At 55.0% G+C, this 16466-nt stretch carries 17 protein-coding genes and 1 riboswitch; of the genes, 1 reads left to right on the top strand and 16 read right to left on the bottom strand.

Annotated features, from left to right (window positions below):
- Window positions 1-6: 6 nt before the first annotated feature.
- The 3 genes from ACR0QW_RS00280 to ACR0QW_RS00270 are packed head-to-tail and all read right to left on the bottom strand — an operon-like array spanning window position 7 to window position 3521.
- A complete protein-coding gene (locus tag ACR0QW_RS00280; protein ID WP_432641726.1) occupies window positions 7-900 on the bottom strand; it encodes a polysaccharide deacetylase family protein in 894 nt (297 codons plus the stop codon).
- Window position 901: 1 nt separating this feature from the next.
- The gene (locus ACR0QW_RS00275) at window positions 902-2215 is read right to left on the bottom strand and encodes a nucleotide sugar dehydrogenase (RefSeq protein WP_432641725.1); all 1314 of its coding nucleotides are present in this window, start codon (window positions 2213-2215) and stop codon (window positions 902-904) included.
- 16 nt (window positions 2216-2231) lie between these two features.
- A complete protein-coding gene (locus tag ACR0QW_RS00270) occupies window positions 2232-3521 on the bottom strand; it encodes a hypothetical protein (RefSeq protein WP_432641724.1) in 1290 nt (429 codons plus the stop codon).
- 252 nt (window positions 3522-3773) lie between these two features.
- A riboswitch (cyclic di-GMP riboswitch) is annotated at window positions 3774-3850 on the top strand.
- Between the two features lie 131 nt (window positions 3851-3981).
- Here ACR0QW_RS00270 and ACR0QW_RS00265 point away from each other — a divergent pair.
- Entirely contained in the window at window positions 3982-5658 is a 1677-nt protein-coding gene (locus ACR0QW_RS00265) for a sensor domain-containing diguanylate cyclase (RefSeq protein ID WP_432641723.1), read from the top strand.
- A 148-nt stretch (window positions 5659-5806) separates the two neighbouring features.
- Here ACR0QW_RS00265 and rnc read toward each other — a convergent pair whose 3' ends face one another.
- From rnc to ACR0QW_RS00200, 13 genes are all read right to left on the bottom strand, one after another.
- Entirely contained in the window at window positions 5807-6508 is a 702-nt protein-coding gene (gene rnc, locus ACR0QW_RS00260) for a ribonuclease III (RefSeq protein WP_432641722.1), read from the bottom strand.
- A 10-nt stretch (window positions 6509-6518) separates the two neighbouring features.
- Entirely contained in the window at window positions 6519-7766 is a 1248-nt protein-coding gene (fabF, locus tag ACR0QW_RS00255; RefSeq protein ID WP_432641721.1) for a beta-ketoacyl-ACP synthase II, read from the bottom strand.
- A gap of 15 nt (window positions 7767-7781) precedes the next feature.
- Entirely contained in the window at window positions 7782-8732 is a 951-nt protein-coding gene (locus ACR0QW_RS00250) for an NAD(P)H-dependent flavin oxidoreductase (RefSeq protein ID WP_432641720.1), read from the bottom strand.
- A gap of 84 nt (window positions 8733-8816) precedes the next feature.
- Complete coding sequence (locus ACR0QW_RS00245) at window positions 8817-9059, bottom strand: acyl carrier protein (RefSeq protein ID WP_012938736.1); 243 nt, start codon at window positions 9057-9059, stop codon at window positions 8817-8819.
- Window positions 9060-9093: 34 nt separating this feature from the next.
- On the bottom strand, window positions 9094-9837 hold the full coding sequence (fabG, locus tag ACR0QW_RS00240) for a 3-oxoacyl-[acyl-carrier-protein] reductase (protein ID WP_432641719.1): 744 nt from the start codon (window positions 9835-9837) through the stop codon (window positions 9094-9096).
- A 1-nt stretch (window position 9838) separates the two neighbouring features.
- Entirely contained in the window at window positions 9839-10786 is a 948-nt protein-coding gene (gene fabD, locus ACR0QW_RS00235) for an ACP S-malonyltransferase (RefSeq protein WP_432641717.1), read from the bottom strand.
- Window positions 10783-11793, bottom strand: a complete 1011-nt coding sequence (locus ACR0QW_RS00230) for a beta-ketoacyl-ACP synthase III (protein ID WP_432641716.1) — start codon at window positions 11791-11793, stop codon at window positions 10783-10785. The genes fabD and ACR0QW_RS00230 overlap by 4 nt, the downstream gene beginning before the upstream one ends.
- On the bottom strand, window positions 11794-12810 hold the full coding sequence (gene plsX, locus ACR0QW_RS00225) for a phosphate acyltransferase PlsX (protein ID WP_432641715.1): 1017 nt from the start codon (window positions 12808-12810) through the stop codon (window positions 11794-11796).
- A complete protein-coding gene (fapR, locus tag ACR0QW_RS00220; RefSeq protein WP_432641713.1) occupies window positions 12794-13384 on the bottom strand; it encodes a transcription factor FapR in 591 nt (196 codons plus the stop codon). Before fapR ends, plsX begins: the two co-directional genes overlap by 17 nt.
- A 116-nt stretch (window positions 13385-13500) precedes the next feature.
- The gene (gene fsa, locus ACR0QW_RS00215; protein WP_432641712.1) at window positions 13501-14157 is read right to left on the bottom strand and encodes a fructose-6-phosphate aldolase; all 657 of its coding nucleotides are present in this window, start codon (window positions 14155-14157) and stop codon (window positions 13501-13503) included.
- Window positions 14158-14394: 237 nt separating this feature from the next.
- On the bottom strand, window positions 14395-14577 hold the full coding sequence (gene rpmF / locus ACR0QW_RS00210) for a 50S ribosomal protein L32 (protein ID WP_432641711.1): 183 nt from the start codon (window positions 14575-14577) through the stop codon (window positions 14395-14397).
- Window positions 14578-14600: 23 nt separating this feature from the next.
- Window positions 14601-15104 carry a YceD family protein gene (locus ACR0QW_RS00205; protein WP_432641710.1) on the bottom strand — a complete coding sequence of 168 codons (504 nt, stop codon included), beginning with the start codon at window positions 15102-15104 and terminating at the stop codon, window positions 14601-14603.
- 62 nt (window positions 15105-15166) lie between these two features.
- Window positions 15167-16363, bottom strand: a complete 1197-nt coding sequence (locus ACR0QW_RS00200) for an acetate/propionate family kinase (RefSeq protein ID WP_432641709.1) — start codon at window positions 16361-16363, stop codon at window positions 15167-15169.
- Window positions 16364-16466 lie beyond the last annotated feature (103 nt).

The following is a 16466-nucleotide window of genomic DNA, read 5'->3' as shown; positions in this document are numbered from 1 at the left end:
GCACCATTATCGAATCAGGGTTCCCACCGGAACCACCGTATATCCCCGGGCCGCCAGCAGATCGAAGAACTGCTCCAGCAGCTGTACCAGGGGCACATCGCTGACTGCAGTCTGCGCCGCATCACTGATGGTGGGCCGTTTGTCAATGGCGGGTACATCCGCCTCTTTTTTCGTTTTCTTCACCAGAGGCACCGGATGATCCAACCGCAGGGAAAGGATGGACCCGGACGGGAGCCGGGCCAGTACCTTTTCAAAGGCCCCCTGCTGGCCCAGTTCTTTCGGCCGCAGGGTCACAGTGCTCTGCACCGCATAGTCCAGACCGCTGGCTTTGGCCGCCCGGAGCACCGCCGGCAGATACCGGGTATCCGGCAGTTTCAGCAGGGTGCCCGGCTTGCCGCTGGTCACCTGCAGCACCTTCTGGGTCTTCACGAACTGTTCCAGCAGCCGGTCCGCCGGCAGCCGTTCAGCCTTGTCAATGCCCACGAAGCTGTAGTTCCCCAGTTCCTGGCCATCCTGGACCAGCTTCTGGATCACCGTGCTTTCCCGGGCCGCATTGGACCCTTCCACAAAGAAGGTGGCGTGCCAGCCATGTTTTTGCAGGGCCTTCAGAATGGCTTCCATGTTCCCCCGGCTCTCCATGCCGTCAAAGGTCAGGGCGATGACTTTTTGCCCCGGACTGGGACTGGCCTGTAGGACTTTTGCCTGTTCCCGGGAGTCCGCATATTTTTTTCTGGCCTGCTGCAGCTCCTGGTCTGCGTTGTACTCTTCTCCGATGGCCGTGAAATTCTCGTAGGTAGCAATCTGTTTGGGATGGAAAATATCCGAAATCGCATAAAAATAAAACAGCCCCAGCACCACCAGTACACTGAATATCGCCAGCAGATGCTTCTTCAGATGCATATCACAGCCTCCAGTACTGATACCCTGCCTGTTCCAGCACGTCCCGGTGGTACATGCCCTTTACGTCGATGAGGATCTTCGACGGTGTATCCGGATCATACATGGCATCCAGATCCGCCAGTTTCAGCGCCCGGAATTCTCTGTGCCGCACCGCAAACAGCAGCACCTGTGCGTTCCGGACCTGTTCCAGGGGAATCATGTCTTTCCGGATCTCTTCCGGCAAGGTCCGCATGTCCGCCTGGGGATCCACCACCTGCACCGTAAATCCCAGTTCCTTCAGCTGATGGTAGATATCCATGGACCGGGAATTCCGGGTATCCGGGCAGTCCTCCTTGAACGTAATGCCCAGCAGCACCACCGGGGCCTGCCGCATCCGCAGATCCCCCCGGATCATCTCCCGCAGGGTCTGGGCCACCACATAATCAGACATATGGCTGTTGATGCGCCGGCTGACAGCGGTCATGGTAGAAAGGTGCCCCTTCCGCTCGGCTTCGTACAGATAATAATAGGGATCCACGCCGATGCAGTGGCCACCCACCAGTCCCGGCCGGAAATGGAGGGCGTTCCACTTGGTATCCATGGCGTCGATTACTTCCTGGGTATCGATGCCCATGGCGTGACAGGCCATGGATACATCATTCATGAAGGCGATATTCACATCCCGCTGTGTATTCTCGATGAGCTTGGCTGCTTCGGCCACCTTAATGCAGGAAGCCGGGTACACCGGTGCCTCCAGGATGGAACCGTACAGAGCCGCTGCCTGATCCCGGACTTCCGGAGTATCCCCGGAAACGATCTTCCGGATATTCTGCAGCCGGTGTTCCTTGTCTCCCGGATTGATCCGCTCCGGCGAATAGGCCAGATGGAAATCCCTTCCCGCTTTCAGCCCGCTTTCCTGTTCCAGGATGGAGCCGCAGACTTCCTCCGTCGCCCCCGGGTACACAGTGCTTTCGTAACACACAATGGTCCCCGGCCGCAGGTGCTGCCCCACAGTCCGGCTGGCTGACCGTACCGGCGTCAGGTCCGGCAGACGGTCGTCACTCACCGGAGTGGGCACTGCCACGATGATGAAAGACGCCTCTTCCAGCCGGACCGGATCCCCGGTAAATTCCAGGGTGGTATGGGCCACTGCGTCATCCCCGGCTTCCTGGGTGGGATCCACCCCCTGCCGGTACAAAGCCAGTTTCGCCTCGTTCACATCATACCCCAGGGTGGGGTACTTTTTTGCAAAAGCCAGAGCCAGAGGCAGGCCCACATACCCCAGGCCTACCACAGCAATGGTTGTTTCTCCGATTCTCTCGCTGTTCCTTTCCATGAACATCACCGCTTTTTTAGCCAAAATAATAGGTTACATCGCCCCACAGGGTCCGTCCCGGTTTGCCGGAAGACAGTTCCCGCAGGTTGTAGTATTCCAGGTTCATGACCACATTGGGCATGAGGGTATACTGATACTGGGTTCCCCATCCCCTGAATCCGGTCATATAATCAGCCACTCCGGACATGGTATGCGCCACATAGGTAGAAGCCGGCTGGTAGTAATACCGCAGAGCAAAGGCCTGGCTGCCGGGCTTCCAGCTCTCCAGGTTCCCCAGCTGGGCCCGGGCCACAAATCCGCTCCGTTTGCCGTCCCCCTGGGCCTTGTCAGACCCCAGGAACATCAGGCCGGTTCCCACCTGGGGACTGAGCTTCCGGTTGTAGAAAGCATCCCAGATGGTATTCTTTTCGTGCCCCCAGTCGTCACTGCCAAAGGAATGGATGGCGGCCCCCATAGTGGCCGTATCCGTTTCCCTGACGGCCCCCACGCTGGCCAGGTCACCACCGGCCTTGGTCTGACCGGCAGTGGCTTCATACCGAACTTTATCGCCCCAGTCCACCGTGGCGCCCTTCACTGTGGAATCAAAGATATTCCCTTCGCCCAGTTCCAGGCCATACATACCGGCAGTGACTGCAGCACCCTTCACCATGCCCCGTACGTAGATCCGCTTGTCTTCCATCCAGCTGTCATTGTTATGACTGCCCAAGAAATGGTGGTTGAATTCCGCCATGCCGAAAGCATGCCAGTCGTCATTGATCCTGGCTTCCAGATAGAGCCGTGCCCGCAGCCGGCTATCCCGCCAGTCCCAGTGGGGATCTCCGCTATGCTTCACATAATTATAGCGCAGTTCCGCTGAAAGCTTATATTTCCGGTCTTCATTGATCTTCCCATCCGGGGCATAGGGCGAAGGAGACAGGTCCGTCAGCACAGTTTTGTCTTCCAGCATCCCCCGGTTCTGCAGGTCCCTGTACAGCGCCTTTCGTAAAGCCAGTGTCTCCTGGGCTCCCGGGATCCGGGTATTCCTGATTCCGTCCACATCCCCGTGATCATCCATCCCCAGCCGGCTCATGGCCTGCAGGGTCAGATCCGTCAGTTCATCCCGGGTAAAATGGCCTTCTGTTACCGACGGACACCCGGCCGGCAGCTGCACCAGATGGAGATCCACCAGTTTCTGCAGGTTCTCTTCCACGCCGGGAGGGACCGGCTGATTCTCCACCCGTGCGGGAACATCGGCGGCAAAAGCCATCCCCGGAAGAGCCATCAGCAGCAGTGCCAGGAGGCTCCCGCTTCTACTCCCCTTTTTCATCGACTTCACTCCCAAATTTCATTGACCCAAAATCCGCTTCAATCAAATTGTTTTATTTTATGGCATAATTGTATTATTGCTATACTTATAGTTTAATGATACTACAAAAGGCCTTGTCTGGACAACGCTTTTTACAGTATTCTATGTGTCATGACAAAAGAGTATAATATATTCTTCTTATTGTACTTGACAATACTGGACAAATCCGGACCTACAGTTTATAATTAAGTTGTATGAATCTATATAATAAGAAAGACCAAAGAGCAAAGCTGGAGAAATCCAGTGACGCAAAGCTAAGAGGGCCTGTAAAATGGCAGCCAGCTGCAAGGCAAGGAGTCATTTTTTATGGATTTGAACAGGTAGGACAATTGTCCAGGCCAGTGTGCCAGCTCCTTTGAAAGATCTTGTAGAGACTGCCGTCAGGCAGTCTTTTTTATTGTTCAAGAAGGGAGAATGTACCTTGTTTCCTCGACCTCGAAGTAGTCTGCAAAACTATTTCATCGGCATGATCCTGGGAACCACCATTTTGCTTACCGGGATCATGGGACTCCTGAACCTGCGTTTCATCAATGTCTATTCCACACGATTGGCCAATATGGGGCTGAACCTGGAAACCCAGAAGACCGCTGCCAGTCTGAACAAACCTCTGCTCCAGGCCTCCGATGCGGTCAATTTCATGGCCAGCATCATGCGCCAGCACTACGACCGTCCAGACCAGATCCAGGATCCCCAGGTGCGCCAGGTCATAGACCAGCGTCTGTACAAGCGGTTTGTGACTGCCGTGAGTACCATTCCTGAAGTCAACGGCTTCTACATTCATTATAATGAAAACCTTACGGGAGGACCCAGGGGCTTCTGGTATCTGAAATCAAAAAGCTCCGGAGATTTCCATCCGGAAACCATCACCAATGTTGAACAGGCCGAGAAAGGGCAGACGATCCCCATCCAGTGGTACACTGCTCCCAAAGAACAGCAGCAGGCCATGTGGATTCCACCCTACAAGCCCAACCGTACAGGCATCTGGATGGTTTCCTACGTCAAACCGGTATACCTCCGTCACCAGTTCATCGGGGTAGTAGGCATCAATATCAGCATGTCCACCCTGATTTCCATGGTCCAGAAGGTTTCCGTCTATGATTCCGGCTACGGTGCCCTGTTGTCGCCGACAGGGCGGGTCTATGCCCATCCCGACGTCAACATCCTCACGGACGACGATGCTACCATCCAGGACCTGGGCCTGCAGGTCAATATGATCCAGCTGCATCACTACGACAGCGGCGACAGGACCATTCCGGTCATCTACAAGGGGCAGAAAAAGAAGATTGCCTTCACCACATTGGAAAACGGCATGAAGCTGGGAGTCAGCGCCCCTGATGAAGAAATCTACGCGGCACAGCGCCAGGCCGTTTTCCGTACCCTCTTTTTGATCGTGCTGTTCGGGATGGGAACCTCAGCCCTGGCCATCCACCTGACCCGGCGGGTGCTGGCACCTCTGAAAGACATCAATCAGGCCGCCCGGCGCATGGGCCGGGGGAATTACGATACACTGGTGATCAAACAGTATGATGACGAAATCGGCCAGCTGGCGGACAATATGAACGCCACCATGGGACAGATGAAAGACATGGTCCACGAATTGCGCAGGCAGGCCCACTATGACAAACTTACCGGTGTAAAGAACACCTCGGCTTTCGAAGAAAAGATGCTGCAGCTGGACCAGCAGATCCAGTTGGGCAGCTGCCCGCCCTTCTCCCTGGTGCTGGTGGACATGAACGAACTGAAAACGATCAACGACACCTATGGACACGAAAAGGGCAATCTGGCCATCCAGGCCATGGTCAAGACCATCTGCGACCTTTATAAGCACAGCCCTGTGTACCGGATTGGGGGCGACGAGTTCCTGGTAGTAATCCAGAATGATGATTTCGACAACCAGGATACCATCTGGCGGCAATTGACTCCCTACCTTTGTCACCGGACCCGGAATTTCAAAGAGCCCTGGCTGGAACGGTCCTTTTCTGCCGGCCGGAGCCAGTATCGCCCAGGAGAGGATAAAACCTGGAAAGACGTTTTCCGCCGGGCTGATGCAGCCATGTACGAAGTAAAAAGAGCGCTTGAGCAGGATAAGGATCAGTAAATCCTGCCCGCACGCATATAAGAAAGACGGGAGTGTGAAAAAATGCTTTTCACACTCCCGTCACTAGTCACCAGTCACTAGCCGATGGAAAACAGCTGATGCTGGCAAAATAAAGGAGCTGTGAAGATGATTTCACAGCCCTTTCTTTTTATTGCTTTTTCAGCGCCTCTCTGGCAGCACGCTGTTCCGCTTCTTTTTTTGTCTTTCCCCGGCCTCTGCCCTGCTCCTGCTGATTCAGCAGCACACGCATCACAAAGGTCCGGTTATGGCTGGGGCCTTCCGCAGAGACCAGTTCGTACTGGATATCTGCCGGTCCGTCTTTCTGGGCCATTTCCTGCAGCCGGGTCTTATAATCCCGGTCCACGCCGTCGGCCGTCAGTTCCGGGATCCGCCGGATCAGCAGCCGGTCCAGCAGCCGGGTGGCATTGGCAAAACCCTGGTCCAGGTAGTAGGCTCCCAGGACGCTCTCAAAAGCGTCAGCCAGGATGGAAGGGTTCTCCTCCCCGTCCAGGTTGATCTCACCCTTTCCCAGCAGCAGATGTTCTCCCAGATGGTATTCCGTAGCCAGCTGGGCCAGGGTCTCTTCGCAGACCAGGAAGGCCCGCAGCTTGGAAAGCTCGCCTTCATCCATCCTGGGATAGTGCTTGTAGATATAGGTGCTGACCACCAGACTGAGCACCGAATCCCCCAGGAACTCCAGCCGCTGATTGTGCTGGGGCTTGGGATTCCGTTTGGATTCATAGGCATAGGACGTATGGGTCAGTGCCATATCCAGCAGGTGCAGGTCCTGCATGGTCATATCCAGGCTGTGACAGAGCTCTTCCAGCTCCTTTTGCCGTTGTTTCTCCATCACAGTTCCCTTAGTCTTCGTACTTCTTGAAGCACAGGATGGCGTTGTGGCCGCCGAAACCGAAGTTGTTGGACAGAGCCACCTTCACGTCGGCTTTCCGGGCTACATTGGGCACATAGTCCAGATTCATGCCCTCTTCCACATCCACGTCTTCATAGTTGATGGTGGGAGGGATCATACCGTTCTTAATGGTCAGGATGGTGGCAACAGCTTCCACGCCGCCGGCACCGCCCAGCAGATGCCCCGTCATGGATTTGATGGAGCTGATGGGTACCTGTTTGGCCCGGTCGCCGAATACCCGCTTGCAGCAGTTGGTTTCGTTCAGGTCGTTGCGGTGGGTGCTGGTGCCGTGGGCATTCACATAATCCACGTCATCGGGGGTCAGACCGGCATCCTTGATGGCCATCTGCATGCATTTCACCTGCATATCTCCTTCCGGATCCGGAGCGGTGATATGGTAGGCATCACTGTTGTGGCCGTAGCCCACCAGTTCTGCATAGATATGGGCCCCGCGCTTTTTGGCATGTTCCAGTTCTTCCACGACGATCAGGCCGCAGCCTTCACCCATGACGAAACCGCTGCGCTTCTTGTCAAAGGGGCAGGAAGCCTTCTCCGGAGCTTCGTTGTTCCGGCTCAGGGCTTTCATGTTGTCGAATCCTGCTACAGCAATGGGAGAAATGGCTGCTTCCGTACCGCCGGCGATCATCACATCGGCATCCCCGTACTGGATGGTCCGCAGGGCTTCCCCGATGCAGTCAGAACCTGTGGAGCAGGCAGTGACAATGGCCGTATTGGGTCCTTTCACTCCCAGGTCGATGGCGATCTGGGCAGCGGGCATGTTGGGGATTTCCATGGGGATGAAGAACGGACTGATCCGGCCGGGTCCCTTTGCGTTCAGTTTCGTGGCTGCATCCAGGAACGTATGGATACCGCCGATCCCGGTGCCTACACACACACCGATCCGATCCACATCTTCCCTGGCCAGATCCAGTTCAGCATCGGCCACAGCCATCTTGCCGCAGGCCACAGCGAACTGGGTCACCCGGTCCATCCGCTTGCCTTCTTTCCGGTCGCCGTAGTTGGCGAAATCGAAGCCTTTCACTTCGCCGGCAATCTTGCAGTTAAAATCCGTCGTATCAAATTGGGTAATCAGGCCAACGCCGGATTTCCCTGCCATCAGGCTTTTCCAAAATTCATCTTTGCCGATACCAATGGGCGTAATCGCACTGAGGCCGGTCACAACCACTCTACGTTTCAACAGGATCACCTCGTCTTAATTTTTATCCAGATCTTCCCTGATTCGTCTGAAGATTTCATGAACCGGAAGGATTTCTTTGATTTTCCACATATTGGCGCCGGTAAACACCAGACCTGTCTCCAGATCGCCCTGCTGGGCCCGGGTCAACGCCCGGATGATACAGAAGCTGCGGGAGCAGTGCTTCAGGCAGCTGTCACAGGTGGTGGGTTTCAGCGGATGGCCTTCCAGCACCGCTTTGGAGAACGGCGTCAGGACGGCACGGCCCTTGAACCCTACCGGGCTATCTATTTGCACCACATCGTCTGCGGTCATTTTCAGATAGAATTGTTTTAACATCGGAGCACCGTTGGATTCCTCACTGGCAGCGAACCGGCTGCCCATCTGGACCCCACTGGCCCCCATTTTCAGCAGCTCTGCCACGTCATTGCCGTCGACAGCGCCCCCTGCTGCAATCACAGGGATTTTGACCACCGAAAGGATTTCCGGCAGGATATCTTTAATGGAACGCTGAGTCCCCAAATGGCCCCCTGCTTCAGTCCCTTCCACCACAACGGCAGAAGCGCCGAGCCGTTCCGCGATTTTTGCCAATTTGGCATAAGATACAATGGGCACAATGGGTACACCATATTCCTTGCCCACCGCAAACATATCTCTGGAAAAGCCAGCCCCGGCCACGATCAAATCGACTTTCTCCTGGGCTGCAGTCGTAATCAGCCCTTTAAATTCCCGGGCGGCCACCATGGCATTGATGCCGATCATTCCCTTGCCGTTGGATAATTTCCGGGCAAGACGGATTTCTTTCCGCAGCTGATCAAAGGGCAGACCAGAAGCAGCGATCAGACCCACACCGCCTTCATTGGCCACCGAAGCTGCCAAACGCGCCGTGGACAAGCGTATAGCCATACCGCCCTGGACGATAGGCATTGTTGCTACTTTTTCACCAATCTTCAGCACTGGCACTTTCAACAAAAATCCCCCATTTCAGATCATAAGATCAAGGATAAAGTTCGGAAAGCCCCTGCTGGCAGGGACCTTCCGAAAATAATGGGATTATTTACCTTCTTTATCCAACAGTTCAACTGCGTCTCTTACAGTGCGGATCTTTTCAGCCACATCGTCGGGGATTTCAGTGTTGAATTCCTCTTCGAAAGCCATGATCAGTTCCACAATGTCCAGAGAGTCAGCTCCCAAGTCATCGATAAACGTAGAGTCCATCTTTACGTCTTCCGGAGCAACGCTCAGCTGGTCAACGGTAATAGCCTTTACTTTTTCAAAAGTGCTTTGTTCGCTCATTTGATTCACCTCCTTCTCCATCTCTATAATGATACTACATTACCATGCCACCGTCCACATTTAAAACCTGGCCGGTTATATAAGCAGCTTCATCGGACACAAGGAATAAAACTGCATTGGCAACATCTTCAGGCTGGCCGGCCCGTCCCAGAGGAATGGTCCTGGCCATTTCTGCCTTCTGGTCGTCCGTCAGAACTTTGGTCATATCCGTGGCGATGAACCCGGGCGCCACCGCATTGACGGTGATCCCGCGGGAAGCCACTTCCTTGGCCAGGCTCTTGGTAAAGCCAATGACACCCGCCTTGGCGGCTGCATAGTTGGCCTGGCCGGCATTGCCCATTTCCCCTACAACGGAGGCCATATTCACGATCCGACCGCTCTTCTGCTTCATCATGGTGCGCATGACAGCTTTGGAACAGTTGAATACGCCTTTCAAATTGGTTTCCAGCACGGCATCCCAATCCGCTTCTTTCATGCGCATCAGGAGGCCGTCCCGGGTGATCCCTGCGTTATTGATCAGGATATCCAGACGGCCCAGTTCCTTGACGACCTGGTTCACAATGGCCTGGACACCGTCGGTGTCAGCAACACTGCCCTGGACCAGCATGGCTCTGCGGCCCAGCTTTTCGACAGCAGCTTTCACTTCTTCAGCAGCTGCCGTATTGCCGGCATAGTTGATGGCCACATCTGCACCGTTTTCTGCCAGTTTCAGAGCGACGGCACGGCCGATGCCCCGGCTGCCGCCAGTAACCAGCGCCACTTTCCCGACTAAAGTCATTTTATCTGACCTCCTTTAAATACGCAAGGGTTTTTTCCAGGCTGGCCAGGTCTTCCACATTCTGGCCGGCAAAGGCCCGGTCAATCTTCTTCACGAAACCGGTGAGCACACGGCCCGGACCCACTTCGATGAAGGTATCCACACCGTCAGCGATCATGTTCCGTACGCCGGTTTCCCATTGTACAGGGCTGGCAGCCTGTTTCACCAGCACATCACGGATTTCGCCGCCTTTGGTTTCCGGTTTGGCCGTTACGTTGGCGTACACCGGAATTTTGGCATCGGCCACTTCGATCCCGTCCAGCACTTCCTTCAAACGGTCAGCAGCCGGCTGCATCAGGGTGCTGTGGAAGGGTGCGCTCACAGGCAGCATGATGGCCCGTTTGGCCCCTGCTTCCTTCATGGCGTCGCAGGCCTGCTGCACCGCTTCCGTGGCACCGGCGATGACCACCTGGCCCGGGCAGTTGAAGTTCACAGCCTGGCAGGCTGAGCCAGTCTTTGCTTCCACATCAGCACAGATTTCCTTGATCTTGTCCGTAGCCAGGGCAATGATGGCGGCCATGGCCCCCTGCCCCACCGGTACGGCTTCCTGCATGAACTGGCCTCTCTTGCGTACAGTGCGCACCGCATCGGCAAACTTCAGGCTGCCGGCACAGACCAGTGCAGAATATTCACCCAGGCTGTGACCGGCGGTCACTGCCGGAAACACCCCGTTTTCGTTCAGTACCTTCATGGCTGCAATGCTGCAGGTCAGGATGGCGGGCTGGGTGTTGTAGGTCAGCCGCAGCTGATCTTCCGGCCCTTTGAAGCACAGATCTGTCATGGAAAAGCCCAGTGCTTCGTCAGCTTCTTTGAATACTTCACGGACGCAGGCATAATTATCGTACAGTTCCTTCATCATGCCCACTTTTTGGGACCCCTGTCCCGGGAACACAAAAGCAATTTTGCTCATGCTCTGGCCTCCTCATCTTTTTGCCATTTCACTACCAGGGAACCATAGGTCAGGCCGGCACCAAAGCCCACCATCACCACGTTCTCTCCTTTATGCAGCCGGCCCGCATCCCGTGCCTGGCACAGGGCGATGGGGATGGAAGCAGCCGACGTATTGGCGTATTTCTCCAGGTTCACGAAAATCTTGTCCATAGAAAGCTTCAGCCGTTTGGCAGCGGAATCGATGATCCGCTGGTTGGCCTGGTGGGGAATCAGCAGGTCGATATCTTCCTTGCCCATCCCGATTTTGTCCAGAGCGCTGAGCACACTGCGGCCCATGACCTTCACGGCGAATTTGAACACTTCCTTGCCCACCATATGGATGCAGTGTTCCTTGGCTTCCACCGTCTCGACGGAGGCCGGTCTGCGGGAACCTCCCGCCGGCATGTTCAGGAACTTGCCGCCGGAGCCGTCAGCTCCCAGGTCCACGGACAGGATGCCGTACCCTTCTTCTACAGGACCCAGCACCGCCGCACCAGCGCCGTCGCCGAACAGGATGCAGGTATTCCGGTCCTTCCAGTTCAGGATCCGGGACAGCGTTTCCGCCCCCACTACCAGTACATGCTTATACAGCCCGCTGACGATGGTCTGGCTGGCGATGCCGCAGGCATATACGAAGCCGGAGCACCCGGCAGCCAGGTCGAAAGCCGCCGCATGGCTGGCTCCCAGCCGGTTCTGCAGCATGCAGGCCACGGAAGGGAATTTCATATCCGGGGATTCAGTGCCTACCACGATCAGATCCAGTTCCTCCGCCTTGAGTCCGGCATCTTCCAGGGCCCGCTGAGCGGCAATGAAAGCCAGATCGGACGTAGCCTGTTCCGGTGCGGCGATATGCCGTTCCCGGATCCCGGTCCGTTCCACAATCCAATCGTCACTGGTATCCACCATTTTTTCCAAATCGAAATTGGTCAGTACTTTTTCCGGCACGTAGTAACCCAGTCCCAGAAAACCTACCGCTGGTTTATTCATTTACAGTTCACCACTTTCTTCATCGTGCATGATTTCTTGACGGATCCGGCCCACAACATCCTTTTCCGTCAGTTCAATGGCCACCCGCACAGCACTCTTGATGGACTTGGCCTTGGAGTTGCCGTGGCAGATGATGAAAGGAGCCCGTACGCCCAAAAGCAACGCACCGCCGTATTCCGAAACGTCCATCTGCTTCTGCATCTTCAGCAGAGCCGGCTTCAGGAGCAGCGCTCCCACTTTTGCCAGCAGGCCGCTGTTCAGCATGGTTTTCTTCAGGATCTGCATTACAGCTGCTGCCAGGCCTTCCATGGTCTTCAGGACCACATTGCCCACAAAGCCGTCGCAGACCACCACGTCCACAGTACCCGCATTGACGTCCCGTCCTTCCACATTGCCAATAAAATGGATGTGAGGATCTTTCTTCAAAAGAGGATAGGTGGCCAGGCACTGTTCGTTGCCCTTGGTCTCCTCTTCGCCAATGTTCAGCAGGCCCACCCGGGGCTGGGGGATACCCAGCTGGAGTTCCGCATAGACGGAACCCATGATGGCATTCTGTACCAGCTGTTCGGGCTTGGCGTCCACTTTGGCGCCGGAGTCCACCAATACCGTAGCCCCCGTGATGCTGGGGATCACGGTAGCAATAGCCGGCCGTTCGATACCTTTGATCCGTCCCAGTCCGAACAGTGCGGAAGCCACTGCAGCTCCTGTACTGCCCGAAGAGACCAGTGCATCACATTCTTTTTCGCGGAGCAGATGGGTAGCCACCACGATGGATGCATCTTTTTTCTTCATGACGCTGATGCCCGGATGGTCCTTCATCTCGATGACCTGGCTGGCGTGATGGATGGTGACCTTGGGATTGTTCTCCTGATGTTCCTTGGCCAGTTCCCCTCGGATCACATCCTGGTCCCCTACCAGGACCACTTCGCAGCCATATTCGTTCACTGCTTCCAGCACGCCTTTGATGATTTCAGCCGGGCCATAGTCAGTTCCCATTACATCAACTGCGATTTTCATCTTCTCGGCTCCTTTGTTCCGGGATTGCGACAATCAGGAATTTCGCCCGGAACACTTCCCGGTGGTTGTTCCTGATCTTCACCCAGATCGTATATTTGTCCTCCTGCTTCCGCACCACTTCGGCCCGGGCCACCAGTACGGCGCCCACAGAAACAGGGATCTTGTATTTCACATTGGCGACGCCCGTCAGGGCTGCCGGGGCATCGATTACCGCCAGGGCCAGGGAGTTGGCCTGGGCGAACATATACTGCCCCCGGCAGACGCCGGTCCGCTGCAGCACCATTTCCTGGTCCACCGTCATCATGGAGATGCCGCTGACCCCGATTTCCAGGTCAATCAGCTCCCCTACGATTTCCTCGCTGGCAATGGCCTTCAGCTTTTCCTGGGCGTCCTCCGCCATATGGCGGGTCCGTTCCCGCACTTCCGGGATCCCCAGGGCCAGGCGGTCCAGCCGGATGGTCTGGATGCTCACCTGGAAGGTTTCCGCCAGGTGTTCATCGGTCAGGAAGGGATTCCGGGCCAGCAGCTGCTGCAGCTGCTGCTGTCTTGCTTTTTTCTGTCCTGCAGAACCCATTCTACCACCTACTTTTAGCACCTAGTCATAATACTAACATTCATTATACCAGAAAACAGCCATAATACAAGAGCAGGCGGGTATTTTTGTATCAGAGTTTACAGGTTGTTCATAGTTTATTTGCCAAACACGGCTTCAAAGTCCTGACAGAATTTCTCGATGCCCGTGCGGGTAAGCGGATGCTGCACCATCTGCATCAGTACTTTATAGGGTACCGTAGCAATGTCTGCCCCCAGTTCGGCACATTCCAGCACATGCATGGGATGGCGGATGGAAGCGCAGATCACTTTCGTGGTGATATCCGGATAATTCCTGAAGATGGTGACGATTTCCCTGATCAGCTGGGCACCGTCAGTGGAGATGTCGTCCAGCCGTCCCAGGAACGGGGATACATAGGTGGCACCGGCCCGGGCTGCCAGCAGTGCCTGGGCAGCAGAGAACACCAGAGTCACGTTGGTCTTGATGCCTTCCGAAGAAAGGATCTTCACGGCCTTCAGGCCCTCCACCGTCATGGGGATTTTCACCACCATGTTGGGATGGAGCTGGGAAATGATGCGGCCCTCGATGCACATGTCCCGGGCCAGCGTAGTGCTGGCCTTCACTTCGCCGGAAATGGGGCCGTCCACGATCTTGGCGATTTCCCGCAGGGTTTCTTCGTAGTCCTTCCCCTCTTTGGCAATCAGAGAAGGGTTGGTGGTAACGCCGCTGATGATACCCATGGCGGCTGCTTCCCGGATTTCATCCAGGTTGGCTGTATCAATGAAAAATTTCATTTGTACTCTCTCCTAACTGTAGGGGTTATAGTCATTCCATTCTCCTATTATAAGCTAATTTGGGGGATTTAGGAACAGGGAGTTGGAAGGGGAAGTGATTAGTGAGTAAGTGATGAAATGAGGCTGAGGGCTGGGATCTGTTCGTGAAGAGAAACTTGGCAAAGGCATAGAAAAGGAGGAGTTTCCGCATCGCTGCGGCAACTCCTCCTGCAGGCTTCCCGGTTTGGCCGGTCAGTCTTATTCTTCTTCAGCTTTTACGACTTCCTTACCATCGTAGTAGCCACATTCAGGGCATACATGGTGAGGGCGCTTCATCTCGTGGCACTGCGGGCATTCCACCAGGCCAGGAGCAGTCAGTTTCCAGTTGGCACGACGGGAATCCCGGCGGGCTTTGGACATTTTTCTCTTCGGTACTGCCATATTCGTACACCTCCTACACTACGCTATTTCTTCAACAAGGCTTTCAGAGCTTCCAACCTTGGGTCGATGGACCGGGTATCGCAGTGACATTCCGTCACATTGCGGTCCGCCCCACAGACCGGGCAGATTCCCTTGCAGTCCGGTTTGCACAGGACTCTCGCCGGAATAGCCAGCAGAAGGGATTCTCTTAAAGCATCCGTAACATCCACCACATCAAACTGATAGGTAAAGGCGTCTTCCTCCAGGCCTGCTGTGCCTTCGGGATAATACCGTTCCTCCACATGGGCCGTAAGGTCCATCCGCACGTCTTTCAGACAGCGGGCACAGGTGCCGTGGCAAACGAATTTTTCCTCAGCCTGCAACAGGATCACATCGCCCCCGTTGGAAATCGTCCCCTTCACCGCAATGTTCCCCTCCAGGGGCGCATCGTCCGGTCTCAGGTCCAACTGTGCGGGAGTCAGATCGTATTGGAATGCTTCCGACCCTGTCAGTCTTTTTTTGATTTCTGCTACATTGATTTTAATCATATTATCAACCGTTACATTATATCGACGAAACCGGCCTTTGTCAAGCAAAAGCCCAAATCATCTTATTTGCTGCACAGTCTCAGGGTATCTTGGGCAATGGCCAGTTCTTCGTTGGTGGGGATCAGGAACACCTTCACCTTGGAATCAGCAGCGCTGATTTCGGTGGCTTTGCCGCGAACGTTGTTCCGTTCAGCATCCAGTTTCACACCCAGGAATTCCAGGCCTTCGCAGACCTGCTGACGGGTATGGATGTCGTTTTCACCAACTCCGGCAGTGAAGACGATGGCATCAACGCCGCCCATGGCAGCAGCATAAGCGCCGATGTAGCGTTTTACCTGATAGCAGAACATATCCAGGGCCAGTTTGGCTCTTTCGTTGCCCTTGGCAGCAGCATCTTCCAGATCACGGAAGTCGCTGGAAACACCGGAAACACCCAGGACGCCGCATTCCTTGTTCATGTATTTGTCAACACCGGCAGCATCCAGCCCCTTCTTCTGCATCAGCACAGGGACCACAGCCGGATCGATGGAACCGGTACGGGTGCCCATCAGTACGCCGTCCAGCGGAGTGAAGCCCATGGAAGTATCCACGGATTTGCCGCCGTCAACAGCGGTGATGCTGGAGCCGTTGCCCAGATGGCAGGTGATGATCTTGGTATCTTTGATGTCCTTGCCCAGCATAGCGGCAGCTACGCCGGAAACATATTTGTGGGAAGTACCATGGAAACCGTATTTCCGGATGCCGTATTTCTTGTATTCTTCGTATTTCACGCCGAACATATATGCCACAGGAGGCATGGTTTGATGGAAGGCGGTATCAAATACGGCAACTTGCGGAGTACCGGGCATAACTTCCTGGCAGGCGCGGATCCCGGCCAGGTTGGCGGGCTGATGCAGAGGAGCCATATCGCTCAGGGCTTCGATCTGTTTCAGTACTTCGTCGGTAATCACTACGGACTGGTTGAAGATTTCGCCGCCATGTACCACACGATGGCCAACAGCACCGATTTCATCCATGGATTTGATGACGCCATAGTTGGGGTCTACCAGAGCGGCCAGTACCTTTTTGATGCCGTCCACATGGTCAGGGATGGCGCTTTCCAGACGGACCTTATCCTTGCCGGCCGGAGTATGGGTCAGCACGGAGCCTTCGATGCCGATCCGTTCAACCAGACCTTTGGCGATGACGGATTCATCGGCCATATCGATCAGCTGATATTTAATGGAAGAGCTGCCGCAGTTTACAACAAAAATCTTCATTACATTGCCTCCTGATGAACTACTGATTTTAAACCAGTATTATGCTTATGCTATAATACTAATATATGTTAGCAAAGATTTCCGGATTTGTAAAATAGAAATT

The sequence above is a fragment of the Acidaminococcus sp. genome (assembly GCF_050873445.1).
Taxonomy (GTDB): Bacteria; Bacillota; Negativicutes; order Acidaminococcales; family Acidaminococcaceae; genus Acidaminococcus.
The sequence above is the reverse complement of the archived record's forward strand: the minus strand, read 5'-3'. Positions and strand labels throughout refer to the sequence as shown.